19 protein-coding genes are annotated in these 25,662 nt (G+C 49.3%); 9 read left to right on the top strand and 10 right to left on the bottom strand.

Annotated elements, in window-relative coordinates:
• Positions 1-341 precede the first annotated feature (341 nt).
• The 5 genes from MHM94_RS02060 to MHM94_RS02080 all read left to right on the top strand — a co-directional run bounded on the left by MHM94_RS02060 (position 342) and on the right by MHM94_RS02080 (position 10,911).
• Positions 342-1,901, top strand: a complete 1,560-nt coding sequence (locus MHM94_RS02060; RefSeq protein ID WP_235418622.1) for a PAS domain-containing methyl-accepting chemotaxis protein — start codon at positions 342-344, stop codon at positions 1,899-1,901.
• Positions 1,902-2,469: 568 nt separating this feature from the next.
• Positions 2,470-5,643 carry a glycosyl hydrolase family 18 protein gene (locus MHM94_RS02065; protein WP_235418623.1) on the top strand — a complete coding sequence of 1,058 codons (3,174 nt, stop codon included), beginning with the start codon at positions 2,470-2,472 and terminating at the stop codon, positions 5,641-5,643.
• Between the two features lie 28 nt (positions 5,644-5,671).
• Positions 5,672-7,324, top strand: a complete 1,653-nt coding sequence (locus MHM94_RS02070; protein WP_328282659.1) for a lytic polysaccharide monooxygenase — start codon at positions 5,672-5,674, stop codon at positions 7,322-7,324.
• A 111-nt stretch (positions 7,325-7,435) separates the two neighbouring features.
• The gene (locus tag MHM94_RS02075) at positions 7,436-10,051 is read left to right on the top strand and encodes a glycosyl hydrolase family 18 protein (protein ID WP_235418625.1); all 2,616 of its coding nucleotides are present in this window, start codon (positions 7,436-7,438) and stop codon (positions 10,049-10,051) included.
• A gap of 101 nt (positions 10,052-10,152) precedes the next feature.
• The gene (locus MHM94_RS02080; RefSeq protein ID WP_235418626.1) at positions 10,153-10,911 is read left to right on the top strand and encodes a transporter substrate-binding domain-containing protein; all 759 of its coding nucleotides are present in this window, start codon (positions 10,153-10,155) and stop codon (positions 10,909-10,911) included.
• Between the two features lie 10 nt (positions 10,912-10,921).
• Here MHM94_RS02080 and MHM94_RS02085 read toward each other — a convergent pair whose 3' ends face one another.
• Positions 10,922-12,223 (bottom strand): NAD(P)/FAD-dependent oxidoreductase, encoded by a 1,302-nt coding sequence (locus MHM94_RS02085; RefSeq protein WP_045980615.1) that lies wholly within the window; start codon positions 12,221-12,223, stop codon positions 10,922-10,924.
• A gap of 213 nt (positions 12,224-12,436) precedes the next feature.
• On the opposite strand from MHM94_RS02085, the gene MHM94_RS02090 reads away from it, so the two are divergent.
• Positions 12,437-13,639: an anhydro-N-acetylmuramic acid kinase gene (locus MHM94_RS02090; RefSeq protein ID WP_235418627.1), complete on the top strand. Its 1,203-nt coding sequence runs from the start codon at positions 12,437-12,439 to the stop codon at positions 13,637-13,639.
• Here MHM94_RS02090 and MHM94_RS02095 read toward each other — a convergent pair.
• The 3 genes from MHM94_RS02095 to MHM94_RS02105 form a co-directional block, all read right to left on the bottom strand.
• Positions 13,622-14,119: a hypothetical protein gene (locus MHM94_RS02095; protein WP_022945024.1), complete on the bottom strand. Its 498-nt coding sequence runs from the start codon at positions 14,117-14,119 to the stop codon at positions 13,622-13,624. The two genes, MHM94_RS02090 and MHM94_RS02095, sit on opposite strands and share 18 nt — an antisense overlap.
• 268 nt (positions 14,120-14,387) lie before the next feature.
• Positions 14,388-14,750 (bottom strand): hypothetical protein, encoded by a 363-nt coding sequence (locus MHM94_RS02100; protein WP_022945031.1) that lies wholly within the window; start codon positions 14,748-14,750, stop codon positions 14,388-14,390.
• Between the two features lie 189 nt (positions 14,751-14,939).
• The gene (locus MHM94_RS02105) at positions 14,940-16,016 is read right to left on the bottom strand and encodes a TonB family protein (RefSeq protein ID WP_235418628.1); all 1,077 of its coding nucleotides are present in this window, start codon (positions 16,014-16,016) and stop codon (positions 14,940-14,942) included.
• A 239-nt stretch (positions 16,017-16,255) separates the two neighbouring features.
• On the opposite strand from MHM94_RS02105, the gene MHM94_RS02110 reads away from it, so the two are divergent.
• A complete protein-coding gene (locus MHM94_RS02110; RefSeq protein WP_235418629.1) occupies positions 16,256-17,638 on the top strand; it encodes an NAD-dependent succinate-semialdehyde dehydrogenase in 1,383 nt (460 codons plus the stop codon).
• Between the two features lie 16 nt (positions 17,639-17,654).
• Here the strand turns inward: MHM94_RS02110 and MHM94_RS02115 are convergent, their stop codons facing one another.
• Together MHM94_RS02115 and MHM94_RS02120 are read right to left on the bottom strand one after the other, a co-directional pair.
• Entirely contained in the window at positions 17,655-18,686 is a 1,032-nt protein-coding gene (locus tag MHM94_RS02115; RefSeq protein ID WP_235418630.1) for an HDOD domain-containing protein, read from the bottom strand.
• Positions 18,687-18,706: 20 nt separating this feature from the next.
• Positions 18,707-19,222, bottom strand: coding sequence for a hypothetical protein (locus MHM94_RS02120; protein WP_235418631.1), 516 nt, complete (start codon positions 19,220-19,222; stop codon positions 18,707-18,709).
• Positions 19,223-19,490: 268 nt separating this feature from the next.
• Between MHM94_RS02120 and MHM94_RS02125 the strand changes: the two genes are divergently transcribed.
• Complete coding sequence (locus tag MHM94_RS02125; protein WP_235418632.1) at positions 19,491-21,293, top strand: pre-peptidase C-terminal domain-containing protein; 1,803 nt, start codon at positions 19,491-19,493, stop codon at positions 21,291-21,293.
• 18 nt (positions 21,294-21,311) lie between these two features.
• Here the strand turns inward: MHM94_RS02125 and MHM94_RS02130 are convergent, their stop codons facing one another.
• Positions 21,312-22,064, bottom strand: a complete 753-nt coding sequence (locus MHM94_RS02130) for an ABC transporter substrate-binding protein (protein ID WP_235418633.1) — start codon at positions 22,062-22,064, stop codon at positions 21,312-21,314.
• Positions 22,065-22,191: 127 nt separating this feature from the next.
• Between MHM94_RS02130 and MHM94_RS02135 the strand changes: the two genes are divergently transcribed.
• Positions 22,192-22,575: a hypothetical protein gene (locus MHM94_RS02135; protein WP_235418634.1), complete on the top strand. Its 384-nt coding sequence runs from the start codon at positions 22,192-22,194 to the stop codon at positions 22,573-22,575.
• Between the two features lie 62 nt (positions 22,576-22,637).
• Here the strand turns inward: MHM94_RS02135 and MHM94_RS02140 are convergent, their stop codons facing one another.
• The 3 genes from MHM94_RS02140 to MHM94_RS02150 form a co-directional block, all read right to left on the bottom strand.
• Positions 22,638-23,720, bottom strand: coding sequence for a rhomboid family intramembrane serine protease (locus tag MHM94_RS02140; RefSeq protein WP_235418635.1), 1,083 nt, complete (start codon positions 23,718-23,720; stop codon positions 22,638-22,640).
• Complete coding sequence (locus MHM94_RS02145) at positions 23,713-24,321, bottom strand: hypothetical protein (RefSeq protein WP_235418636.1); 609 nt, start codon at positions 24,319-24,321, stop codon at positions 23,713-23,715. The genes MHM94_RS02140 and MHM94_RS02145 overlap by 8 nt, the downstream gene beginning before the upstream one ends.
• 82 nt (positions 24,322-24,403) lie before the next feature.
• The gene (locus MHM94_RS02150) at positions 24,404-25,600 is read right to left on the bottom strand and encodes an Nramp family divalent metal transporter (RefSeq protein ID WP_235418637.1); all 1,197 of its coding nucleotides are present in this window, start codon (positions 25,598-25,600) and stop codon (positions 24,404-24,406) included.
• Positions 25,601-25,662: the final 62 nt, after the last annotated feature.

A 25,662-nucleotide genomic window follows, 5' to 3' on the forward strand; every position in this document is an offset into this window, starting at 1 on the left:
TTAGGGTGAGTTTGTCGCTATTATGTCACATTCCTGGGTAATGCGTCTACGCAATAATTTACCTAGGGTGAACAAAGGTAAACAACTTACCGATAAGATGTATTGTTTATGCAAAACTGACCGACAACGGCTCTGTACCCAGCGAATTCTTTGCAATTTCGCGCAGAGCTTAACTAGACTGAACTAAGTAATAAATTACAGCAGCTTACAACACCATCACTGTTTAGTATCGCAGCTGCTATTTTTTTGCCAAGCAAATGCTATCTATGAAGTATAAGTTTTTGTTAATATAGAGTTTTATACGTGCAGCATGGCACGGGCGTCGTAACAGGGAATCATTAATGAGAAATAACCAACCCATCACCGCTAGTGAAAAGCGTTTTCCTCCCGAGCAAAAGCTCATTTCCGTCACTGATTTAAACGGCACTATCCTTGATTGTAACCAAGCGTTTGTCGATATCAGTGGCTTTAGCCGCGACGAATTGGTTGGCCAACCTCACAATATTGTCCGCCATCCCGATATGCCACCTGCGGCGTTTAAAACAATGTGGGGTTACCTAAAGCAAGGTAAAGCGTGGATGGGGCTAGTAAAAAACCGCTGTAAGAATGGTGACTACTACTGGGTTGATGCCCATGTCTCGCCGATTACCGAACAAGGTAAAGTAGTAGGGTATGAATCGGTACGCACCAGCCCACGACGTGAGGATGTTGCCCGCGCAGAGGCACTTTACGCGCGCATCAGAGACAATAAAAGCACGTTCACGCTGCCTAACAATACTGAATTTTATGCCTTGGGCCTTGCCCTCGCAGTCGCTTTCATTATCTTCCTAAGTGGCAATACTGTCGCCGCCGAGGCGGTGGCCTTAGTGAGTGTATTAGTGTTTGCCGGATTTAATACCTTTTCTCGGGTGCGTTTGAAAAAACGCTTAGACATACTCATAGGCGATCGCTTCTGTGACCCACTTGCGGTGCAAAGCTACTGCGATCATGGTGGCCCTTTGGGGCGTTTAAGCGTAGCGGTGAAATCAGACAGGGCGCATTTAAATACCATCTTAACGCGTATCGATAATGCCGCGAACCGTGTTGCTGCAGATGCCAGCAGCAGCTATTCCATGTCGGTCGATGCGAGAGAGAAAATAGACGCTCAGCATCAGCAAACCGAGCAAGTCGCCACGGCTATGAACGAAATGACGGCCACCATTGGCGAAGTATCACAAAATGTACAACTGACCTCTGAGCAAGCCAGCGAGGCCAATGATTTAGCCTCAGAAGGTGCTGCAGTGGCAGATAAAACTCGTCAATCTATTGAAACCTTGGGGCACACGGTGCAGCAAATCGGTGACTCGGTACAAGGGGTCTCAGAGCAGTCAGCCTTGATTGCGCAAGCGGCGCAAATGATTGAACAAATTGCTGAGCAAACTAATCTATTGGCACTCAATGCGGCGATTGAAGCGGCACGTGCTGGTGAGCAAGGCCGAGGCTTTGCGGTGGTAGCTGATGAGGTAAGGCAACTTGCACAACGCACACAGAAATCGACCGGGGAGATCCAGGGGATCATTAGCGAGCTCAATAGCCGCAGTGAGCAGGCGGTCACTATTGCTGAGCAAGGGCGTAAAGAGTCGCAACAAGGCCTTGATGAAGTGCAACTAAGCACCGAAAAACTCAGTGGTATTGCTCAGGCGGTGGCCAACATTAACGACATGGCGAATCAAATGGCTGCGGCTGTTGAAGAGCAGGCTCATGTGGCTGAGGATATTAACCAGCAAGTGGTCAGTATTGCCGGCCTGGCTGATGATAGTCAGCAAAGCTCGGATCAAGCGCAACAAGCTATTACTCGCTTAACAACTGTATCAGATGAACTCTGTGAGCTGGTGGTGCGTTTCTCTCGCTCACATGATTAATACCTAACTGTCAGCGCGCTAGCGTGCTGACTAGGCCTATCACCGCCTGAGTAACGCTTATGGCGGTGAACCTGCTAGCACACGTGTCACTCTTAACTCCCCCGTCAACCCTTTACCCAGTGCTTGTGAACGGCAAGTAAAAACCACCAACGTATGCAGAAGCATTAACGTTGACGTTAATGTCATATTTCTAAATAGCATAACTCTTTGCATTTTCTATCATCAAAGCTATTAAAAAACTGTTTTGGTTATAAACTAGACGAAATAAATATGTACCCAATATAACTCTAATTGTTTACCAAAGGTTAATCTTTTGTTCATTTTGTGATTGCTAGACTCCACGCGGCTTTGAGGTACAAACTTACAAAAAACTGAATGAATAAAGTGGCATGCTTACCCCAGTTTTTAGCAATTTATTCGAATAAACAAACGGTTCTTCTAGAACTAAAACGTCTAAAAAGTGGTCGACTATTGCTTGAAGAGCCGGATAGGTGTGATAAGTTTTAAAAGCATTGTAAATATATTGTTATAAAAATAACGCAACAAACCTTACGTCGTGGAGAACAAAATGAGTAAACAAAGTATGCGCGAAAGCGGCTTTAAACGCAGCGCCCTGGCGATGTGTTTTGCCAGCTTAGGTATGAGCAGCGCCAGTGCTTTTGCTGTTGATTGCAGCAATTTAGCCCAGTGGCAAAGTGGTGACGCTTACGTTGGCGGAAGCCAAGTCCAGGCCCAAAACAGTGCCTATGAGGCGAACTGGTGGACGCAAACGAACCCTGTGGAGAATTCTGGACAATGGCAAGACTGGACTCTTTTGGGTGCTTGTGACAGCGCTGTCAACCAGGCGCCAGAGGTCACCTCGTTGAGCCCCGCTGCAGGCAGTCAATTTGCTGAAAATGACAGCGTTATCATCGAGGCGTCAGCCAGTGATAGTGATGGTCAAGTTAGCCAGGTAGAATTCTTCGTTAATAATCAATCTATCGCGGTTGATGCTACCGCGCCGTTTAGCACTACGTGGCAAGCTGTAGCTGGCGATGCGACCATAAGCGCTGTGGCTACAGACGATCAGGGCGCGCTATCTACAGCTCTTGCTAATGCTGTTAGCGTAAGCGGCGGCACCCCCGTGAATGAAGCGCCAAGCGCAAGCATTCAAATTGCTAATCTGCCCACGCAAGTGATGGTGGGAGATAGCTTGAACTTTACTCTCAGCGGCACAGACAGCGATGGCCAAGTCACCGCGCTGACATTCAGTGAGAATGGCATCCAAGTGCTGAGTTCAGCAAACGCCAGTGAAGCTTACACTTGGCAGGCTCCAGCAACGGGGCAATTTGAATTCGTACTCAATGTGACTGACGATCAAGGGGCCACGGGGACGGCCACTCAAGTGATCAATGTGGTAGATGTATCTGAGCCAGGAACTGGCGTTGACGCTTGTCGCCCAGCAGGTTTATACCAAACGCCGGGAGTGAACACGCCGTATTGTACTATTTATGATCAAGACGGCCGTGAGCTAATGGGCCCAGATCACCCTCGTCGTATCATCGGTTACTTTACCAGTTGGCGTAACGGCGCCAATGAGCAACCTAGTTATTTAGTTGACGATATTCCATGGGATAAAATTACCCATATTAACTATGCCTTCGCACACGTTGATGCCAACAATAAGTTGTCCATCGGCAATCCCAGTGCCCCAGGCAATCCAGCAACCAACATGGAATGGCCAGGTGAACCGGGCGCTGAAATGGACCCAAGCCTGCCGTACAAAGGTCACTTCAACCTACTTAACAAGTACAAGAAACAATACCCAGACGTGAAGACGCTGATCTCTGTTGGTGGCTGGGCTGAAACTGGCGGTTATTTTGACGAAAATGGCAACCGTGTCAACAGCGGTGGCTTCTACACTATGACCACCAATGCTGATGGCTCAATTAATCACGCAGGTATTGCCGCGTTCGCACAAAGTGCGGTTGAATTTGTTCGTACCTACGACTTCGATGGTGTGGATATTGACTACGAATACCCATCGTCAATGAAGGACTCTGGTCACCCAGATGACTTTGCTATCTCCAACCCTTTGCGCGCTAGTCTCAATGCATCTTACAAAGAATTGATGAAGGTGCTACGTGAAGAGCTTGATAAAGCGGGTGAACAAGATGGTCAGCACTATATGCTCACGATTGCTTCACCGTCATCGGGCTACCTACTGCGGGGTATGGAGACCTTCCAGGTCACTAAATACCTCGATTACGTCAACATTATGTCTTACGACTTGCACGGCGCGTGGAACTCTCATGTCGGGCACAATGCGGCATTGTACGACACCGGTGAAGACTCGGAGTTGGCACAATGGAATGTATACAGCACCAAGGAGTTCGAAGGCATTGGCTATTTGAACACCGATTGGGCGGTACGCTATTTCCGTGGCGCGCTAGCGGCAGGGCGTATCAATATTGGTATTCCTTATTACACCCGTGGTTTTAAAGACGTACAAGGTGGCACCAATGGATTGTGGGGCCAGGCGGCGCTGCCGAACCAAAGCGAGTGTCCAGCAGGCACGGGCGTTGGCGAGCAAAACAAATGCGGTAACGGTGCCATTGGCATTGATAACCTTTGGCACGATAAAGATGCCAATGGCGAAGAAATGCCAGCAGGCTCTAACCCTCTTTGGCATGCCAAGAACTTAGAAAACGGTATTTACCCAAGCTATGGCGCAACCTATGGCCTAACGCCACAAACCGATCCAGATGATCAGCTGATTGGCACCTACACGCGTCATTATGACAACGTGGCCGTTGCGCCATGGTTATGGAATGCCGATAAGAATGTGTTCTTGTCTATGGAAGACGAGGAATCAATGGCCACTAAAGTGCAATACGTTATCGATCAAGGCATTGGTGGCATTATGTTCTGGGAATTGGCGGGTGACTATGATTATGACCAGGCCAAGGGCGAGTACTTCATGGGCTCAACGCTCACTACCCTTGCTTATAATCAGTTTAATCAAAGCGGCGTGCCGTACAGCATTGACCAAGGCAATACTAATTTTGTAGTGCCAACAGAAGCGGTTGATGTGAGCTTTGAAGCCAAGGACTTTCCAGTGGGTGATGACAACTACCCGATTGCTCCAACCTTTGCTTTCACTAACAACTCAAACATTGATTTAAGTGGTGCCAAGATTTCTTTCGATGTGCCAGTGGCGACCTCTGCCATTTTCAAGTCTAACTGGAACGCACAAGAGAAATTGGGCATGGCGGTCGACGTCAATGGCTCGAATGCAGCAGGTAACAATATCGGTGGTTTTGAGAATGAGTTCCACCGTTTCTCAATCACGTTGACCAACGAATGGGGCGGACAAGAGAAAGCCTTTGCTCCAGGTGACACGGTGAATGCGCAGGTAATGTATTACATGCCTATTACCGGTCCTGCAAACTTTACCATCGAGAAAAATGGCAAAACCTATGCCTTTAAATCGCAATACCCGCACCTTCCTGATGCCCAGCCAGGAACAGGCGGCGGCGACACTGGCGGTGGCAATGGCAGCGGCGATGGTACGTGTGAAGGCACCGCGATTGCCGATATCCCCGTTTATCCTAACTGGCCACAAAGTGACTACGCCGGCAACCCTAGCCATGCTGCGGGTGGCGACTTAATGGTCAACGGTAATGCTGTGTATAAGGCGAAGTGGTGGACATCTGCTGAGCCGGGTAGCAGCGCCGATTGGGATCAGGTCTGTAGCCTGTAACTCGCCATCTTAGACTTGAGGCGGCCCCATGCCCTCCCTGCAAGGGCTGCCTCGGGTCTCTTTTGTCAACGAGGACATTGATATGAGAACACCACAAGCGAAATTATTATCACTGGCTGTGTCAGCGCTAGCCGTTGGTGCTGCGCTCAGTGCCAGCCAAGCTTATGCCCACGGTTATATGGATAGCCCGAAGGCCCGCCAAGCGATTTGTCAGGCTCAGGGTGGTTATTGGTGGCCAGAAGATGGCTCCAACATTCCTAACTTGGCGTGTCGCGCAGCCTATTTGGAATCAGGGCACTTTCAGTTTATTCAAGAACATGAATTTGCCGTTAACACCGCTGACTACTACAACCAAGCAGCGGTTGAGGCCAGCGTTCCCGATGGCACCTTGTGCGCCGCTGGAGACACCAACAAGCGCGGTATGAATTTACCTTCAGCGCATTGGCAACGCAGTGACGTGACCCCCAATGCTAATGGCGAGATTAAGGTGCGCTTTCGTGCGACCACTCCACATAACCCCAGCTTTTGGAAGTTTTACCTAAGCAAACCCGGGTTTGATGGCGCCACGCAAACACTTGCCTGGAGCGATCTAGAGCTGGTGCAAGAAGTGGGCAATATCGACTTTATCAAGGACGCTGAGGGTCACCGCTACTATGAAATGAATGTCGCTATTCCCGCTGAGCGCCAAGGTGATGCCATCTTGTACACACGCTGGCAGCGTGATGACGCAGCTGGAGAGGGGTTTTACAACTGTAGTGACATCACCATAGTGCGTGATGGCGGGCCTAGTGATCCCAGCCAGTGGCAAAGCATTGGTTACTACTTGCAACAAGGTCAAACACCGGCGGTGGGTGATTCTATTTGGGTGCGGCTATTTGACGAGAGCGGTCAAGAGCTAGTTAACCAAATGTTTGCCGTCAGCGCCGATAACCAAGCAAGCTGGCAGCAAGACCTCGCGGCTATGCTTAATCTCGACTACAGCCAATATATGCAAATTGGTTTGCAAGACCAGCAAGGTCAAGTGGTCTACCAAAGCGGCGACCCGCTGGTAAATCAGGTATACACCACCAATGCTAACTACAGCTATAGCTTAAGTGTGCAACAGGCACCAGGCAATAGTGCACCCACTGTGGTTAAGCCTGATGACATTACCTTGGCTGAAGGACAATCCAGTGTCGTTCATGTGCATGCTTTTGACGATGAGCAAAGTACCCTGAACTACAGCTGGGATGTGCCAGCACCACTGACTATGAGCAGTGAGGGTGCCAACCTAACGATCACCGCTGCAAATGTCGATACCGATACCCCATACACCATTACAGTCACTGTCTCAGATGGTGAGCTCAGTACCAGCCAAAGCTTTGTCGTCACCGTTACCGATACCAGCACTAACCCTGATCCAAGTTACCCTGCGTGGCAGGCCAGTGCTACTTATGTAGCGGGCGACAAAGTGAGCTACAACGCCAGCGACTATGAGGCGAAGTGGTGGAATCAAGGTGAACAACCCGATCAATCCTCGGCATGGCAAACGCTGAGTAAAGATGCTGGCAGCGCACAATGGGATAGTCAGCGCGCTTATGAAAGTGGCGCGACGGTGCTCTATCAAGGGCAACAATACCAAGCCAAGTGGTGGACTCAAGGGGATACCCCGGGTCAGGCCTCCGTTTGGCAAGCACTTTAAGCAGTAAACAATGGCGATGATGGACACACGGAGGCGCCTAAATTGCCGCTAGTCGGGCAAGTACCTATGCGTCGTGCTTAGCCTTTAATAAGACAACAAGAAGAGAAAGATATGAAATTAACTCAATTAACCGCAGCGATTACGCTGGCCATGGCATCGGGTGTCGCCGTTGCCGCGCCTTCGACACCGAGCTTAAACTGGGAGCCACAAGAGTACTCCTTTGTTGAAGTAGATTTAGAAGGCACAGGTGGCTATAAATCCTTGGTGCGTCGCCAAGACCAAGTCAACATCAACATCGAGTGGAATGCCTGGAGTGGTGATGGCGGTGACAACTATAAAGTGTATTTTGATGACCAAGTTGTGAACTCTGGTGCGCTGCCAGCGGGCACTAAAAGTGGCGTGATCACTTTCCCGTATGACAAGGCTGGCCGTCATACCTTGTATGTTGAATTGTGTGAAGGCACCGTGTGTGCGCGCAGTGATGGCAAGCCCATCGTCATTGCCGATACCGATGGCGCGCATCTAGCACCGTTACCGATGGATTATGATCCTAACAACAAAGACTATGGCTTAAAGCAAGGCATGGTTACAGGGGCCTACTTTGTAGAGTGGGGCATTTATGGTCGTGACTATGATGTCACTAACATGCCAGCACAAAACCTTAGCCACATTTTATACGGCTTTATTCCGATTTGTGGCCCGAATGACTCACTGACTGGCGGGCCAAAGCGTGCGCTTGATACCGCTTGTCAGGGTTCACAAGACTTTGAGGTGGTTATTCACGATCCGTGGGCGGCAGTGCAAAAAGCCCTACCGGGTGTCAGTGCAGATGACCCTATTCGTGGTACTTATGCACAGTTAATGGCGCTGAAGCAGCGTTATCCAGATCTGAAAATCGTGCCTTCAGTGGGGGGATGGACACTCTCTGATCCGTTCTACTATTTCACCGATAAAGCCAACCGCGATACCTTTGTGGCATCGATGAAAGAGTTCCTTAAAACGTGGAAGTTCTATGACGGGGTTGATATTGATTGGGAATTCCCAGGGGGCGATGGTGCTAACCCGAACCTTGGCGACCCAACCACCGATGGCGCTACTTACATTGCGTTGATGCGTGAGTTACGCGTCATGCTCGATGAGCTGGAAGCGGAAACAGGTCGCCAGTATGAGCTGACTTCAGCCATCGGTGCTGGTTACGACAAGATTGAAGATGTTGACTATGCTACCGCAGCGCAGTACATGGATTACATCTTTGCCATGACCTATGACTTTTATGGGGCTTGGAGTAATGTGACCGGACACCAAACGGCCGTTTATTGTGGCGAACACTTCCGCCCAGGTCAATGTGACGGCTCCGGCACTGATGAAAACGGCCAGCCTTATAAAGGCCCGGCTTACACCATGGATAACGCCATTCAGCTGTTGCTAGCGCAAAACGTGCCCTCGCAAAAAATAGTGGCGGGTGTGGCTATGTATGGTCGTGGTTGGGAAGGCGTGTATCCTGAAAACGCGAGTACCGCAGGCAACCCGATGACCGCATCCGGTAATGGGCCGCTTAAAGGCACCACAGCACAAGGTGTATGGGAAGATGGAGTCATTGATTATAAAGGCGTAAAAGCCAATATGCTCGGTGCTAACTTCCAAGGTATTAACGGTTTTGAAGCGGGTTATGACGCGCAAGCTCAAGCGGCTTATGTGTGGAATCGCAGCAGCGGTAAGCTGATCACTTTAGACACCCCGCAAACAGTCATGGCCAAAGGTCAATACGTGCAACAGCATAACCTCGGTGGTTTGTTCGCATGGGAAATTGATGCCGATAATGGCGATATTCTTAATGCTATGCATGAAGGTTTAGGTGATGTACCGCCGGCCAATCAACGCCCTGTGCTCAGTGTAGACAGCAGTGTCACAGTGCAAAGCGGTGGCTCAGTGTCAGTTACTGCCTCAGCCACTGACGGTGATAATGACCCGCTCAGCTTTAGCTGGCAGGCTGATAGCGCGCTCAGTGTGAGCGGTGCAAACTCAGCGACCTTAGTGATCAATGCGCCGCAAGTAAGCCAAGACACGCAGTACAGTGCGACTGTTTCGGTTTCTGATGGCAAAGACACGGTCAGTAAAGTGGTTAGTGTTAATGTTGTAGCGGATGGCAGCGGCAGCAACACTGCACCTGTGGTTGATGCTATCGCTGATGCCAGTATGGAAGAGGGCGCAAGCCTAGCCGTTAACGTGGTTGCCAGCGATGCTGACAATGACGCTTTGACCTACAGCTGGGACGTACCAGCCGGGTTAACGCTTTCTGGCAGCGGTGCTAGTGCGACGCTGAGTGCGGACCCTGTGGATGCGGATACTAGCTATATCGTCACAGTGACAGTCAGTGATGGCCAAGCCAGCAGCAGCCAGAGCTTTGTTGTTACGGTGACCGATTCAGGCGCCACCACACCGGGTGACACCTGGGATGCACAAGCTGTGTATACCGGTGGTGATACCGTGATCTATGGCGGTGTTGAGTACCGTGCTAAATGGTGGACTCAAGGCGACCAACCTGACTTGGGTGGTCCTTGGGAGCCAGTATCAGCACCCACAGACGGTAACGGCGACCTAGTTTGGAGTGCCTCGTCTATCTACAACACCGGTGATGTTGTGTCTTATAACGGCGCACGTTTTGAAGCTAAGTGGTGGACAAAAGGTGAAGAGCCTGGTGTAGCCGCTGTGTGGAACCAGCTATAAATAAGATTCCTACTTGAGAGACCAAGGGCAACGAGAGTTGCCCTTTTTCATGTTCGCCACCATACTCAAGGATACTTAAGGTTGTTTCCACAGAGATGTGCGTGGGCAAGTTTCTGCTTATTATCTTACTTTTCTCTAGCACCGCGTTTGGTCAGTGCACAAACCCTATTCGAGTTGGCGTGAACAGCGAATGGCCGCCTTATATTTCGATTGAGAATGACCATATCAGCGGCTTAGACATGGCCATCATTACTTTATTACTTGAAAGTATGGGTCGTTGTTTTGACTACGTGCGTTTGCCCAGTGCCGGGCGGTCTATGAACGAGCTGCGCGCTGGGCGAATTGACTTGCTCAGTGGGGTGAGTTTCGCCGCTTATCGCCAAGACATCGGCCAATTTAGCGCACCTTATCGGCAAGAAATCGTGCGTTTGGTTGTGAGCGAGCGGGTGCAAGCATCTGCTTTGGCCGATTTACAGGCTATGCTGCAAAGCGGCCTAACGCTGGTGTACACGCCAGGCGCTTACTATGGTGAAGAAGTGGAAACGCTGGTGCAACAAAGCCGTTATCAGCAGCAAATTCAAACCGTGAGTGAGCCGGTAAAGCGTTACTTAATGCTTAAAGCGGGCCGTGCTGATGTCACCATAGAGGATGAGCAAGTCGCCAAGCATCTATTGAGCGAGTATGGCGGCGCGCAACTGATGCTGCACCCCAAGGTAGTCTCGGCACAACCCATTCATTTTCTGATTAGCCATCAGCTGAGTAACACAGGCTTTATGCGCGAGCTCAACCAAGCCATTGAAGCGCAGCAACAGGCTATCACGGTGTTATTGCAAAACCAGCTTGGTGCCGCGCACCCCTAAACTTGATGCCTCAGTGCAACTTCATCTTCGGTCGTACCACTCGCGTTATTTTTTCACTTATCCATAAGGCCATCATTTTTAATGTGCCATGCACTGCTTGTTGATGCATGCGATACAAGCTCATGTACATCCATCTCGCCAGTTTACCTTCGATAAACACATTGCTATTTAAATTACCCATGAGGTTCCCGACCGCGCTAAAGCGCGCTAAATTGACCAGTGAACCATGGTCTTTATAGTGAAATGGACGCAGCGCCTGACCTTTATATTGACGTTTAATATTAGCAAGTACATTGCTGGCCATTTGGTGCGCAGACTGTGCTCGCGGCGGCACAAAACTGCCATCTGGCTGCTCAAAGGCGCAACTATCGCCAATCACAAAAAGCGTGTCATCGCCGCGCACCTGTAAGTACTGATTAACCAAAATTTGGTTGTTTTTATTAAGCTCAAAAGTATTTAAGTCGCGTAAGAAGTCGGGCGCTTTTACACCGGCGGCCCATACCTTTATATCGCAATCCAAACGTTCATCGCCGACATCAATACCGTGTTCGTCGATGCCTTTTACCATTTGTCCAAGGTGCAACTGTACGCCAATTTTTTGCAGCTCTTTGCTGGCTTTAATTGCGATTTTATCTGGCAGAGCCGGTAAGATGCGTGGGCTTGCTTCCAATAAATGAATTTTTAAACGCTCTTTGGAGACTTTATTAAGACCATAGGCTTTGAGCAAGTTGGTAACATGGTAAAGCTCGGCGGAGAGTTCTACACCGGTTGCGCCAGCGCCGATAATCGCCACATTAAGCGCACTTTTATCGCTTTCGCCTTGCTGTAAACGGGTAAAACTGTCTAATAAGGTATGTTGAAAGTGCTCCGCTCCTTTGACTGAGTCCAAAAAGAAGCAATGCTCTTGCGCCCCAGGGGTATTAAAATCGTTACTGACACTGCCAATGGCAATTACCAGCTTGTCGTAGCTGAGAGTACGCTCGGGGAGAATAGCGTTACCGCGCTCGTCGCGAAGCGGGGCTAAGGTAATGTGTTTACTATCGCGGTCTAGGCCGCAGAAGGTGCCAAGCTGGAATTGAAAATGGTGCTTGGCGGCATGGGCGGAGTACACCACGCCATCTAAACTGGCGTCAAGAGAGCCCGTCGCGACTTCGTGCAGCAGCGGCTTCCATATATGGGTGCGATTTCTATCAATGAGTACAATTTCAGCGCGGCCTTTTTTGCCTAGAGACTTTCCTAGACCGGTTGCCAGCTCGAGTCCGCCAGCACCACCGCCAATAACAATTATACGCTCCACAGAGTCTTGGTTCATGGTTTATTCCTCAAAAATTGCATACCCAAATGCACGCCCAGTACCGCTTAAATGCACTTGGGTATCATTAACCCAGGGGCTAACCGCTTGTTTTTGAGGATTTCCGATTCATAGCTTACGCCTATCGCGCGGCAATGTCATCCGCAGCGTAAAGATTGAATGATGATAATAAACAGGCTATTTTGTTTTCATAAATTATTCCATGGAGCCCCTATGCATCCACACATTCATGCCCTATATGAGCTCAGTGCCAAGCCGCAGCGTACGATTGTCGGCCTGATGAGTGGCACATCAATGGATGGGTTGGATGTGGCCTTGTGCCGGGTCAGCGGAGCGGGTCGTGATACCCGTATTGAGGTTGAGCACTTCACCACCTGTGCCTACCCGAAAGAGTATTCGCAGCGGCTGCGTCAAGTGTTCGCCAAGCGCGATATCGATTTACAACACCTCACCTTATTAAATGCGTGGGTGGGGCGCTTGCACGGCCAGTTGGTCAAGCAATGTTTAGCACAGTGGCAGGTCAATGCGGATGAGGTCGATGCCATTGCCAGTCACGGGCAAACCGTGTACCACTGCCCTAAAGCTCAGCATGGTTTGGATGGTTACCCTAATGCCACCTTACAAATTGGCGATGGCTGCCATGTTGCCTGCACCAGCGGTATTTTGACTATCAGTGATTTTCGCCAAAAGCATATCGCCGCAGGCGGCGAAGGCGCGCCTTTGGCCGCGTATGGCGATTACCTATACTTTGCTAGCACCGATGAGCATCGGGTGTTGTTAAATTTAGGAGGCATTGCCAATATTACTTTGCTGCCCAAGGCCGGGGAGCTGAGCGACACGCTATGTGCTGATCTTGGCCCTGGCAATACCATGCTCGATGCCTATGTGCAGCGCTACTTTGCGCCACGACAATTCGATGAAAATAGCACCCTGGCGCGGCAGGGGCAGGTGCATGAGCCTCTTTTAGCGAAGCTCTCAAAGCACCCTTTTTTGCACGTCGCCATGCCCAAAACCACAGGGCCGGAAGTGTTTAACCTTGCCTATTTAGCACAGTGCCAAACTGCACTCGGAGAAACGCACCTAGCTCATGAAGATGTGCTGGCAACCTTATGTGAGTTTGCGGCTTATCAAGTAGGAACGCAGTTAGCACGGTTGGCGAAATCCCACGGCCCACTGCATGTCTATGCCAGTGGTGGCGGTGTGCACAACCCTTTGCTAATGGCGCGCATTGCCTATTTCAGCGGTGAACAGGTGCAGCTAGATTCCCTGACACAGCTGGGCATGAACCCCGACGCCAAAGAGGCGGTGTTGTTTGCCTTACTCGCCAATGAAACCCTTGTCGGTCAGCCAGCGAAAGCAGCGGCCATAGAGGGGATGCCGCAAATCTCTATGGGTAAATTAAGCTTTCCCGACTGACGCCGTGCTGCGCCATAGGCGTTGACAATACTGGCCGAGGCGTTGGCGCAGGCCGGTGCAATTCACCATTTGTGGCGAGCTTAACTGCGCTTGCGGATGAATATGCACGGTGTATTGCGCGCTTTCTTTTACGGTGTTGTGCAGGCCATGCAGCGTAAGTTGCAACTGTGCATGTTCATACTCACACTCACCCTGCATCGTGCTATGCGCGCAGAGGGTTAATGCCACCATACCGCTGTCGATATCTTTGTAATGCAATGGCTGATGCGCCAAAAGTTGGGCATCACGTTGCTGTGCAAAGGTGATACTAGCCTGCAGCGCATCGCCTTGCTGCGCACTGCTGGGCAATCGACACAGCAATTGCACAGGCACACCCACACCGCCCAGAGTGGTTGGCCGGGCAGCCAAAGTTTCGAAATCTGATAATAACCCTTCGCTTCGCAATGCGAACACAGCGAGAGGGGAGCGATACTGCGCCATATCCTGCTTAATATTGATAATTTGCGCACAATTATGCCGCAGTTAAATGACAGTTTTATGACTTAATAGGAAGTGATGGCGATTTTTTCTACACCGCTTGATAAGAGCAGGCTCTTTGTTTTTATTGCTCTTTAGCGTGATAAAAAGAACTGACTGCGTTTTTTGCTGTGTGAACCATAAAAAAAGCCGAACGAGTCGGCTTTTGCACATTCACGAAGTGTCCATTCAATGAACGAGGTACCTGCAACCGTGTGACGGTTGCTGTTAACTATCGGCCGTCTTCAAATGACGCCGTAGCTGAAACTTTGCTCCACGAGCCGTTACTGTAAAGAATGGTTGCTTCGGCTGTATATGGGCGGAAAGCACGAATTTCAAAAGAGCACGACGTGCCCGAGGTGCCGCACGATGAGGCCGCGTTAGACCAAATAACGCTGTCGATTTGTGAACCGTTCCCTACCACACGAAAAACGGCGGTGCTTGATCTCGCACCATAAACCAGTGCGAAACAACGGTTAGGGGTAAATTGGTCGTATGCCTGAGTGTCGACATAACATTCCATGCTGTCGGCGCTTGCTTGGGCGCTAAATAGTCCACCAATCAGTAGAGCGGCTGATGCAATAAGTGTTTTCATTGTTCTCTCCATTTGAATCATTCCACGGGCTCTACAACTGCTTATACTCCTGTAAGCCATCGATATCGCCTTTGATTAAGGCAGTGGAATTACCCTATAAGAGAACAAACAAAAAATAAACACTAAATTAACATTTGTTTCTAAATTAAGTAAAAAGTAGGAGGCCCTGATATTCACAGGGCCGAGTGATTAACCTATTTTGAAATCAAGCTGGACCGAGGTTTTTGCTTTAATGGCTTGATTATTTTCAAACTTTGGTGCGTATCGCCATTGTTTTACGGCATTAACAGCGGCTCTTTCAAACGCCGCACTGCCGTCGGAGTCCAGTACACTGACATCTTCAACGAAGCCGCTCTCGTTCACGGTGAACTCCATTTGTACCCAGCCTTCGCGGCGTTGGCGCACGGCAATAGCAGGGTAGCGCGGAGGAGTGCGATACAATGGGGTCTGCTCCTGATTCTTCGTCCACGGACGCATCTTTGCGATGGCAACACAATGCTTAGTGGCTTGCTCGGATTCACCTTCTTGCTCATACAGCGCGACGAGCTGCGAATGAGCTTGTAGTTCAGCAGGGTGGTCGAAACTAAAGTTATCATCAAAAATATTGACCACTTTGTTAAAACGTTCAATGGCCGTATGTCGACGCCCTCGGGCTTTGTCTACCGCACCTAACAGCATGGTGACATTAATCATTTCGACCGTGTCATCGGCGATATGCGCTTGATAGTATGCTTCGGCTTCATTGAGGTAGACTACCGCCGCACGGCCTTTATCAAAGTCCAAGCGGCGAAAGTAAATTTCGGCACCGTCTACTTTTAAATCGGCGACCAATTTAGGTTTTTGTTGCTGCTTTGCAATATCTATCGCACGTTCGATGGCCTTCTCAACGGTGTGTGCCTTATCCGCACTTTTGGCGATGCCCATTAACGGGTCGATAAGGCTTAGCGGGTCTGGGTTAGGCTGCTGCTCTAAAATCGTCAACGCCTGTTTATAAAGGGTCGCGCGTTGCTGCGCATTAGTGGGTGAAGGGGCTATCGCGTTGGCGTAGTTAATGGCTAACTTAGCAACAGCTGGCGATGTTTCACCAAAGGTGTTCAGGCCAACCTCATAGGCGGTTTGTGCATGTTGCTGCACATTCTCGCCAGTGTGCAATGCTTGCTCAAAGGCGTCATAGGCGGCATCGAAATCAGGTGTGGGTGCGGCGGCACTCATCCAAGGTGAGCCTAGTAAAGCCAATAGGCCGATATTGAGAGACTTTTTTAACATCTTACACTCCTTTGTTTTGCGGCTATTTTATCTGACCCTATTTTTAGTGCAACAAAAGATAGGCTCAGCATTGCTCAAGCGCGCTTTTGAAAAATCTTCACTGAGTGTGTGTAGTGCTTGCTAGTACAGAGTCACTTATTTTCACTGCTTCAGCTTAATTTATTGATTTTTAAAGGTTTAAATAGTTGGTGCTGTTTTTGCTGGCATAAGCTCGACGATTAAATTTAAAGGAGAAGGTTATGGCAAAGACGGTAACAACCGTAAATCCAAGTAATGGTAACCCATTAGCTGAGTACACCTTATTATCACAGTTTCAAGCAGAGCAGGCAGTCGATGCTGCCCATGACGCGTTTGGCCAATGGCGCAAAACGTCTTTTTCAGAGCGCGCTGAGAAACTGAACAAACTCGCCGACCTGATCGAACAAAATGAGAACGCTTTGGTGACCTTGATGACCGAGGAAATGGGTAAAGTCACCGACCAAGGTAAACAAGAAGTGGCGTTATGTGCGCAAATTTGCCGCTACACCGCCCAGCATGGCGCCAAAGAATTAGAAGATGAACACCGTTTCTTTGAAGATGGGCACGCCTTGGTGACTTATCAGCCCATAGGTGTGATTTTAGGGATCCAGCCCTGGAACTTCCCTCTGTATCAAGTGATCCGTTATAGCGTCTCGAATATTATGGCGGGCAATACCACGGTGTTGAAGCATGCCAGCAATGTGTTTGGTATGTCGAAGAAAATTGAAGCGCTGTTTCTTGAAGCAGGGTTCCCTGAGGGCTGTTATCAATCACTGCTTATCGATGGCGCTACCGCCAGTAAACTTATTGCGCACGATAAAGTACGCGGTGTGACCTTTACGGGCAGTGACGAAACCGGTAAGAAAGTGGCGGAGCAGGCTGCGTCGGTATCGAAAAAGTCGGTACTAGAACTTGGCAGTAACGACGCATTTGTGGTGCTCAGCGATGCTGATATTGCGCATGCGGTGTCATGTTGTATTCAAGGCCGTGTGGTCAATAACGGTGAAACCTGTGTCGCCGCCAAACGCTTTATTATCGCTGATGCGGTGTACGATGAATTTCGCGATGCTTTTGTCAAAGCGGCCAAAGACCTGAAAATGGGCGACCCAAAAGAGTCCAGCACCGATCTTGGGCCGATGGCGCGAGATGACTTGCGCGACCAATTGCACCAGCAAGTGCAGCAATCCATTGAAGCCGGTGCAAAGTGTATTCTCGGTGGTGATGTGCCCCAAGGTGAAGGATTTTTCTACCCGATCACCGTATTGGAAGACGTTAAATCGGGCATGCCCGCCTACGATGATGAGTTATTTGGCCCGGTGGCGTCGTTCATTCGTGCCAATGACGATAAACATGCCATGCAACTGGCCAACGACTCGCGTTATGGCTTAGGTGGCGGTATTTTCAGTGAAGACACAGAAAAAGCCGTGGCGTTGGCAAAAACCGAGTTCGATACCGGTATGGTCAACATTAACGGCTATTCGTTAGCACAGCCTAACCTGCCTTTTGGCGGCGTTAAAGACAGCGGTTATGGTCGCGAGCACGGCGGCTTTGGTATGCGTGAATTCGTTAATGTTAAATCGATTATGATAGCGCAGCCCAACTAAGTGTTTGTTGCCCAGTTCAAACACCCGATAAATGGGTGTCGACTCGCTGTTTAAGTACAGGGTGGGTGAGGTGGTCGCTGAGCTGCCTCGCCTGCTGTTGGTTTTGTAAGCAACACAGTTTACTGGCTATGTCTGCTTGCTCACACAATTGCGCTAAAGGCGAGAGTTGAGCCCGACTGCGGTCCAACCTACTGTGGTGCAACCCTTTTACAATCAGTTGCGGTAACTGCCAATAATTTGCCAAGGTTAAGGTTAAATCGTGACTGTACTCTCTAATGAGGCGTTTAAAGGCTGCGCTGCTAGGAGTGACGTCGGGGTCAACAACATTAAAGGCCTCTATCATAAGCTCAAAAATAATCATGGTGCCGAGGTTGTAAAGCAGTGCGGTAAAATATGCGGCGCCAGGGTCGGTTTCGCTATCGCTAGCTGCTAACTTGGCAAAGTCAGCCGTTTGCAACGCGTGCTGCCATATTTTTTCGCCAAACTGGCGGTAATAAATACTCGGGCGCGGCGTAAAGCGCTTAATATAAGATTGCACCACGCCCTCAAGCAGGCCATTGGCCCCCATACTCATAAAAGCGGCTTTAAGCTCGGTGATTTCTTGTTCGCGGCGGCGGTAACGAGGGCTGTTCGCTAGCTTGATAAGATCCGCTGCCATCGCAGGCTCCCGCTCTACCACAGCGAGTAATCGCTGCACGTCGAAATCTGGGTTATCCAGCTCTTTAAGCACCTGACTGATGGAGGCCGGCATAACGGGTAAATGTGACAGCAACTGCTCAGGCTCATGCATTAACAGGCTCAGTTGATGGTAAATGAAGTGACTGAGGCTGTCGCTCTGCTGCATTGGCCGAGCATCACAGCCAAATAAGTAATCGAGATAGGCGCCCTCTAAGTCGTTTTCGTAAGGCATTGCTTGGTCGTTAACAAGGGCTTTATCGGCGAACGGTAAGGGCTCATTTTCCGGTGTTTTATCAAAAAACGCATAATTAGCGTCAACCTCAGCGGGCACAAACGATGGCAACAAAGCTCTTAGCAGCTTACGAAACATGAATACCTCTTTGTGAAAATCTACTTAAAAACGACCGCTTTATCTGAGCGAGTGTAGGTGCGGATTTGCGGTGATGTCCATTGCTCGTTTTGTAAGTATTGTGTACTGACTACTATTTTGCCATCCACGAATTGGCTCGTGGACTTTACTTGGGTGATCCCTTGAGCACTGCCGGTTACTTCCTCATAAGCGGTGAAGCTGCCGTCATCGCCCACTTCAAGCCAGCCTTGAGTGTAAAAAGAGGCGGTAGTGAAATAATAAAACACCAGTTTTTGTTTACTTTGGTCCCAAAATATCAGTGATTCGCCACCATAATCGCCGTCATTGATGCTGTGTAAAGTGCGAACAGCAGTGCCATTGAGGGCACGCTGCCATTGGCTTACATCTGTGACCTGCTCTTGAGCGGGAGCGGGTTGAAACTGTGCCTGCCAAGTGCCTAAGTAGGGTTCGAAAACACTCAGTTGAGGTGACAATGAGCTCTTCGCAAGCGCGAGAGTCGGTAATAGCAGCACGAGCGCTGCAAACAAAGGTTTCATAGTCATTCCTTAATGGTGGAGTATGGCTTTAGGTAAGCTTGAGACACAGCCTCGATAAGCTCAAGAAAAAAGAATAAAGAGATCACTTTTGCCAATTATTAACCTTGGGTTAATAGTTAGCTCTTTTTGTTTGTTGCTTTTGATTCTTTAATATCTCATATTTACAAGCGTTTACAAAGTTTCGGTGGTTTAAATGTAAAATAATTGAAAACAAATTGATGTTGTTTTATTTTGCTGTTTCCCATAAAAGAAACAACTAGGATATCCCATGTTTAAACCCACCCTTATCGCCAGCGCGCTGCTTAGCAGTACCGCTGTATTTGCTCAAGGTCCACTGTTTGAAGTATCATCGCAGCAAATGGCTAACAGCGTTAACGCTGCACAAGCAAATATGTCACAGCTCAGTGGCGCGCAGTTCCAATTAACCAGCAATACTGCTTCCTTGTCTTTGCCTGTTGATGGTGCGCAGGTACACTTTACCCGCAAAAACGCTAGCCTTAGCGCCAGCGGTAACCTTATTTGGCAAGGTGAAAATGACAATGGTGACTCGGTCACATTAGTGCAAACTGCAAAAGGCATCTCTGGTACGGTTAAAACCAACGGTGACGTGCTAAAGCTTAAGCCTGTTGGCGCTTATGGTCATCAGCTGCGTACACTCAAGCCTGAGCAAATGCCACCAGAGCACCAACCAGGACACGTTATGCCTGAAGGCCCACTTGCAAAGCAGGTTAGCGTCAATAATAGCCCTAGCATTTTCGCGCAGCCGCAGGCCGTTGCCGATACGCAAATCGACCTACTGGTGGTTTACACTGCCAAGGCTGCTCAGCTCTCTGGCGACATTGATGCCTTGATAGACCTTGCTATCAATGAAACCAATCAGGGTTATCAAAATTCAGGTGTGAATGCCACCGTCAGTCTTGCCCATAAAGCACAGGTCAACTACACCGAAGCGAGTAGCTCAGGCACCGATTTAAATCGCTTAGCCGGGACCAACGATGGCTACATGGATGAGGTGCACGGTTTGCGTGACCAGTATGGTGCCGATGTGGTGGTATTAGTGAACGATGTAAATGGCTATTGTGGTCAAGCTGATGCCATTGGTGCCAGCGCCAGCAGTGCTTTTGCCATGGTTGATTATGATTGTGCTACCGGCTATTACTCTTTCGGTCATGAAATTGGTCACCTCCAAGCGGCGCGTCACAACCCTGAAAACGATCCCACTAATTCGCCTTATGCCTACGGTCACGGCTACCAAGACCCAAGCTCGCAATGGCGTACGGTGATGGCGTATAACTGTAACAGTGGTTGTACTCGTATCAATTATTGGTCAAACCCAAACAAGAGCTACAATGGCACGGCGATGGGCACAACCACGCGCAGCGACAACACGCGTGTTTTGAATATTACCAGTCCAACGATTGCTAATTTCCGCAGTGGCGGCACGCCACCACCGCCTCCAAATGAGCTTGAAAATGGTCAGCCTATTAGCATCAGCGGTGCTAATGGCAGTGAAACGCTATACACCTTTGAAGTACCAGCCGGTGCCAGCAATATCAGCATTACCAGCTCAGGTGGCTCAGGTGACTTAGACTTGTATGTAAAATACGGCGCAACGGCATCGCAGAACAACTATGATTGCCGCCCTTATGAAAACGGGAATAACGAGAGCTGTACAGATACGCGCGCAGGCACTTACTCAATTATGGTGCATGGTTACAACGCTTATAGTGGCGCAACCTTAGTGGCAAGCTATGAGCAAAGTGGCAGCGATTTACCGATTGAGATCACTGAGTCAAACCTCTCAGGCAGCCAAGGTCAGTGGCAATACTTTACTGTTGATGTGCCTGCGGGCGCGAGCACGGTTGATGTAAGTACCTCCGGTGGCAGCGGTGATGTCGATTTGTATGTTCGTCAAGGCGCGCAGCCAACGACCTCTAGCTATGATTGTCGCCCGTTTCGTTCAGGCAATAACGAGTCGTGTTCAGAGGCCGCAGCAGCTGGCACTTGGCATGTAGGTCTTCGTGCTTACAGCAATTACTCCGGTGTAACCTTGAATATTTCTGTGCAATAACAGGCTAACAAAACCAGCCTAGGGTTGCTGATAGCGGCGTTCAATTTCTTTTTTGACGCTCTCAGGAATAGATGACAAAAGGTGTTGCAAGCGCAACGCCTTTTTTTCGTTATTAGGATGGTAGCCGATGTATTGAGGCTCAATATGCAGGTTGTGTAAAAGTGCAACGGGCAAATCGAAATCGTGAATAATTTTCGCAGCCCAGGTTCTATCCACCACAATGGCATCAACGCGACTATCGCTCAGCGTTGCGAAAAATGATTTAGCTTGCGCGTCTGTTGACTCGTAGTAGGAGCGAGTAACAATATCAGCATTGAGTGCTTTTAGTGCACTATAGACTTCATCAGGGTATGGATACTCCTCAGCAATGAGAATAATGGGGGAGCGCTGCACAGCCTGCTCGTAAAAACTCTCTTGGCGCTTGATGGCCACCGCTAGCGTCAGCTCCCAGTTAACGAAGGATTGGTCGAGCATTGCCAAGCCATCGGTTTCATCCACATGCAAGGTGAAATCACGCTTACCTTGGCTAACGGCTTCAACACAGCGTTTGTAGGGCAGCTCAGTAAAGATGACGTCAGTGCCTGAGTGTGACAGTGCATAGCGAATTAAATCCACTTCAATGCCTTTTGCTTGCATCGATTCGTCGACATAGCTGTAGGGCCACCACCTTTCAAAGCAAATTCGCAGTGGTGCCGGTGAGCCCCAGCTTGATGATGACCACAACTGCATCATGAGCAGTACAATGGCGCTTACAGCATATAATGTGTGCATAGCTTTAAGCGTAAACCACCGCCGCCAAGGTGCAAAAAAATAAGGGGTACATTTTCTTACAGTTTGCGTTAATGTTTACCGTTAAAGTGATAGAACGAGCACACGAAGGCATGAAAGGGTACGTAGCATGCTTAAATTATTTATCGCACTGACCGCGCTGAGTATTTTAAATGGTTGTACGGTGGTGGGCATTTTAGTCGATGGCTATGCGCAGCCAAATATGCAGCAGCGCGCAGAAAAGCACTATACCGCCAGCACCCAAGGCGACCCGGGTAAATCCAGTTACACGCCAACAGATAATGACGGCTTTAGCTTCGCTAAACTTGGCTTGGCGATTGACTCGGCGGTCCTCGGTGCATTGCAAAAACCAACGCAGAGTAAAAGCAATAAAGAGTGTAAGAAACTGTCCGACACTATCACTGAGTGTGATTTAGTTGCGCCCATGCAACCCAGTGCGCCTAGCGAACCGCAAAGCGAGTTAGAGGCCATCGAGCGCCGCCATCATGAATAAGGGGTAGGTGATGATGAGCAGCATGGCATATATGCACGCTACTCACCTGATGAAACCCGATATTAGCGTTTAAGCTGGGCGGCTGGCTTATTTAGTAGTGCAATCATAGGTCTGTCGCTCATTACTTTGGTTTTTAGCGCATAGCCAATGAGTAGACCGACGATAAAGCCGCCAATATGAGCGCCATAATCAACACCATCGGGCAGGCTAAATAAACCGAATAAGTTAATGCCCAGCCAAATAATGAAGAACCACATAGCAGAGAGCTTCTTCTGGTAAATAATGAACATAAAGGTCAAGCTGGCGTAGCGGAACCACATTAAATACATGCCAAATAAACCGGCAATGGCACCACTGGCACCGACACTGGGGATTGCACCATTACTTGAGAGCATGAGGCTGGCAACGGAGGCGAGCACCCCGCAAAGCAGGTAGTAGCCTAAGAAGCGCCAGTGGCCAAGTGCATCTTCGAGGTTATCGCCAATGATGTATAAAAAGTACATGTTGCCTACCAGGTGCATAATAGAGCCGTGTAAAAACACACAGGTGAGCAAGGTCCAAGGCTCTTCCCCGGCGAGCACATCCACTGGGCGCATGGCGAAATACTCAAGTACAAACTCAAAATGGCTGGGAACAAAAAAGTAAGCGGCAAATATCAACACGTTCAACGCCACCAAAGCGCGAGTTACCCACGGGGTACGATGTGGTTTGATGTTGTACTCTACTGGCATTTGCGTTAGAAATTGAAATAAGTAGGTTTTCCATGACACCTTCTGGTTGAGCTCGCCAAGTGCTGCTTTTAGCTGTGGACTATTTTCGACACTTTTTAACTGCTCTTTTTCGATCCAGCTGCCATCGCAATGACGGCATACATCGATTTCGCTGTGGTAGTGCTCTAATAAGTGGTAGCGCTCCATCAATGTTGAGCAATCGGGGCAGTCGCGCTCAGATATACCTAAATGTTCACCAAAATTGTGTTCATATTTCTCACCCACAGGACCGTCGTTGACCTCGTTCAACATGCGATTGACTTCATTTTTTTCAAACCAAAGGCCACCACATTCTAAACACACATCAATTTCTTCACCTTGATACTCGGTCACTTCTAGGTATTCATCAACACAATGGGGACAGCGTTTATTCATGCTCTAACTCCTTGAGACTGCCAATTTGCACGTCGTTATCAGCTAATTCTTGTTTCAGTGCCTGGGCACTGCGCTTTAAATAGGGGAGCGTATTTTGCTCTAGGTCGGTTGCAAGTTTGCCTAGCTTTTCACTGGCGTGACGCGCTGACACCTTGCGCTTTAGAGCACGTTCAATATAAAACTCACTTTGACTATAAAAACGCCGCGCAGCAGAGAGAATGGCACTTGGGGTTTCCAAAGTCGTGGGTGAGTATTGCATGGTGTGCCACACATATTTATCTAAAGTGGGTTTATTGAACTCAAGCTCAGATGTAGGCGGGCTCTTAGCCAGTATCTCGGCATACGCTTGAATTTTACGTTGATTGTCGAGCAACTCATCGTACAGAGACGTACGCAGATAGTAGTTATCTTCCATTTTAGAGTAGGTATCGAATTTAATTGCCTGCTCTAAACCGCTTTGTGCGGCGAGGTAGACACCAAAAATGGTGGATAGCACCAAAAATACTTGGTTGAGCCAAAAACCGGTACTGCGTAGTTCTTTGTTGTCGACTTGTTGCAGCACTTTGGGGATTTTTTTGTCCTGTGGTGGGGATGTTGCCATAACCGACTCCTTGGTAAAATGAGCCGAGATGGTAGGGGAAAGTGAGCACAGAGGCAAGCGCCTTGCGCTCACTTAATAGGCATTATATGAGCGAAAGCAGTTTGTATCCGCTTAACGTAATGATCAGTATCAGCAGCGGCATCGTCAGCACATTAATCAGCAGTGAGTTTTTAAATCTGCCCATGACCTTATTTTGATTCATTAGCCACAGCAGGTAAATGCAGATAATGGGTAATAACAGCGCATTGGTGGCCTGCGCGAAAATAATCACTGCCACTGGGTCTAAACCAAGACTGGCCACAACAGCACCAAACACTAATATCACCAACGCCACTTGCTTGAAGCGAGGACTGTTGGTATCTCCTTGTAACCCGAGCATGCCACACACCGCGTAGGCACCCGCCAGAGGCGCTGTTATGGCGCTGGTTAACCCAGCGGCGAACAGTCCGAGTGCAAAAAAGTAATGGGCACTGTCACCCAATAAAGGCGTTAACTGCGAGGCCAGGTTGGCGGCACTGAGCTGACTATTGCCCTGACCAAAAAAGGCCACGCTTGCGGTGGACACGATAGCTAAGGTGATCAATCCCCCAAGACCAATTGATAAACCGGTATCCCAGTTGCTACTGCGAATGGCCTGTTGTTTATCCTGCTCACCTTGGCTGGCCCGTGCGACCACCCCAGAGTGAAGAAATAAGTTATACGGTACGATGGTGGTGCCAATTAACGCCAATACGGTGGTCAGTGATCCCTCAGGGAAGCTAGGCTTAAAACCTGCAAACATGGCACTGAGATCGGGGCTGGCGATGACCAGAGTCGCTAAAAAAACTAAACTCATCAGCAACACTAAAAAGATCAGTGCGCCCTCTATCAGCTTATATTTGCCGCTGTATAACAGTGCGGCGCTGATAATAGCAATCAAGGGCGTCCATAGCTGCGCTGAAGCGGAGGGAAATAACCCTTGTAAACCGAGACTGGCACCGCTGAGGTTACCTGCCTCATAGGCGGCACTGCCAATGCCAATGGCACTGATCACCAAAAATGCGGCAAGCCAACGAAACACAGGAGTTTCAATATGCGCGCGCAGTGCTTGAGCTAAATCTAGGCCGGTGACTACGCCTAAACGCGCGGCCAGTGATTGCAATAAAATGGTTGCCAGCACTGAGAATACCAAGGCCCATAGCAAAGCAAAGCCAAAGTTTGCACCGGCTACGCTGGCGGTGGTAATGGTGCCTGGGCCAATAAAGGCGGCGGCAACCAGTAGTCCAGGTCCTAACTTCATATATCACCTGTCGAGGTTAAAAAAAGGCGCGTACGCTACCAGTTCATATCCAAATTTGAAAG

It is taken from the genome of Pseudoalteromonas sp. CNAT2-18.1 (assembly GCF_022347865.1).
Taxonomy (GTDB): Bacteria; Pseudomonadota; Gammaproteobacteria; order Enterobacterales; family Alteromonadaceae; genus Pseudoalteromonas; species Pseudoalteromonas ruthenica.

Bases quoted from the DNA above. Each gene is read 5' to 3' on its own strand.
- MHM94_RS02060 (WP_235418622.1), top strand. From the start codon at position 342: ATGAGAAATAACCAACCCATCACCGCTAGTGAAAAGCGTTTTCCTCCC.
- MHM94_RS02065 (WP_235418623.1), top strand. From the start codon at position 2,470: ATGAGTAAACAAAGTATGCGCGAAAGCGGCTTTAAACGCAGCGCCCTG.
- MHM94_RS02070 (WP_328282659.1), top strand. From the start codon at position 5,672: ATGCCCTCCCTGCAAGGGCTGCCTCGGGTCTCTTTTGTCAACGAGGAC.
- MHM94_RS02075 (WP_235418625.1), top strand. From the start codon at position 7,436: ATGAAATTAACTCAATTAACCGCAGCGATTACGCTGGCCATGGCATCG.
- MHM94_RS02085 (WP_045980615.1), bottom strand. From the start codon at position 12,223: ATGAACCAAGACTCTGTGGAGCGTATAATTGTTATTGGCGGTGGTGCT.
- MHM94_RS02090 (WP_235418627.1), top strand. From the start codon at position 12,437: ATGCATCCACACATTCATGCCCTATATGAGCTCAGTGCCAAGCCGCAG.
- MHM94_RS02095 (WP_022945024.1), bottom strand. From the start codon at position 14,119: ATGGCGCAGTATCGCTCCCCTCTCGCTGTGTTCGCATTGCGAAGCGAA.
- MHM94_RS02100 (WP_022945031.1), bottom strand. From the start codon at position 14,750: ATGAAAACACTTATTGCATCAGCCGCTCTACTGATTGGTGGACTATTT.
- MHM94_RS02105 (WP_235418628.1), bottom strand. From the start codon at position 16,016: ATGTTAAAAAAGTCTCTCAATATCGGCCTATTGGCTTTACTAGGCTCA.
- MHM94_RS02110 (WP_235418629.1), top strand. From the start codon at position 16,256: ATGGCAAAGACGGTAACAACCGTAAATCCAAGTAATGGTAACCCATTA.
- MHM94_RS02115 (WP_235418630.1), bottom strand. From the start codon at position 18,686: ATGTTTCGTAAGCTGCTAAGAGCTTTGTTGCCATCGTTTGTGCCCGCT.
- MHM94_RS02120 (WP_235418631.1), bottom strand. From the start codon at position 19,222: ATGAAACCTTTGTTTGCAGCGCTCGTGCTGCTATTACCGACTCTCGCG.
- MHM94_RS02125 (WP_235418632.1), top strand. From the start codon at position 19,491: ATGTTTAAACCCACCCTTATCGCCAGCGCGCTGCTTAGCAGTACCGCT.
- MHM94_RS02130 (WP_235418633.1), bottom strand. From the start codon at position 22,064: ATGCACACATTATATGCTGTAAGCGCCATTGTACTGCTCATGATGCAG.
- MHM94_RS02135 (WP_235418634.1), top strand. From the start codon at position 22,192: ATGCTTAAATTATTTATCGCACTGACCGCGCTGAGTATTTTAAATGGT.
- MHM94_RS02140 (WP_235418635.1), bottom strand. From the start codon at position 23,720: ATGAATAAACGCTGTCCCCATTGTGTTGATGAATACCTAGAAGTGACC.
- MHM94_RS02145 (WP_235418636.1), bottom strand. From the start codon at position 24,321: ATGGCAACATCCCCACCACAGGACAAAAAAATCCCCAAAGTGCTGCAA.
- MHM94_RS02150 (WP_235418637.1), bottom strand. From the start codon at position 25,600: ATGAAGTTAGGACCTGGACTACTGGTTGCCGCCGCCTTTATTGGCCCA.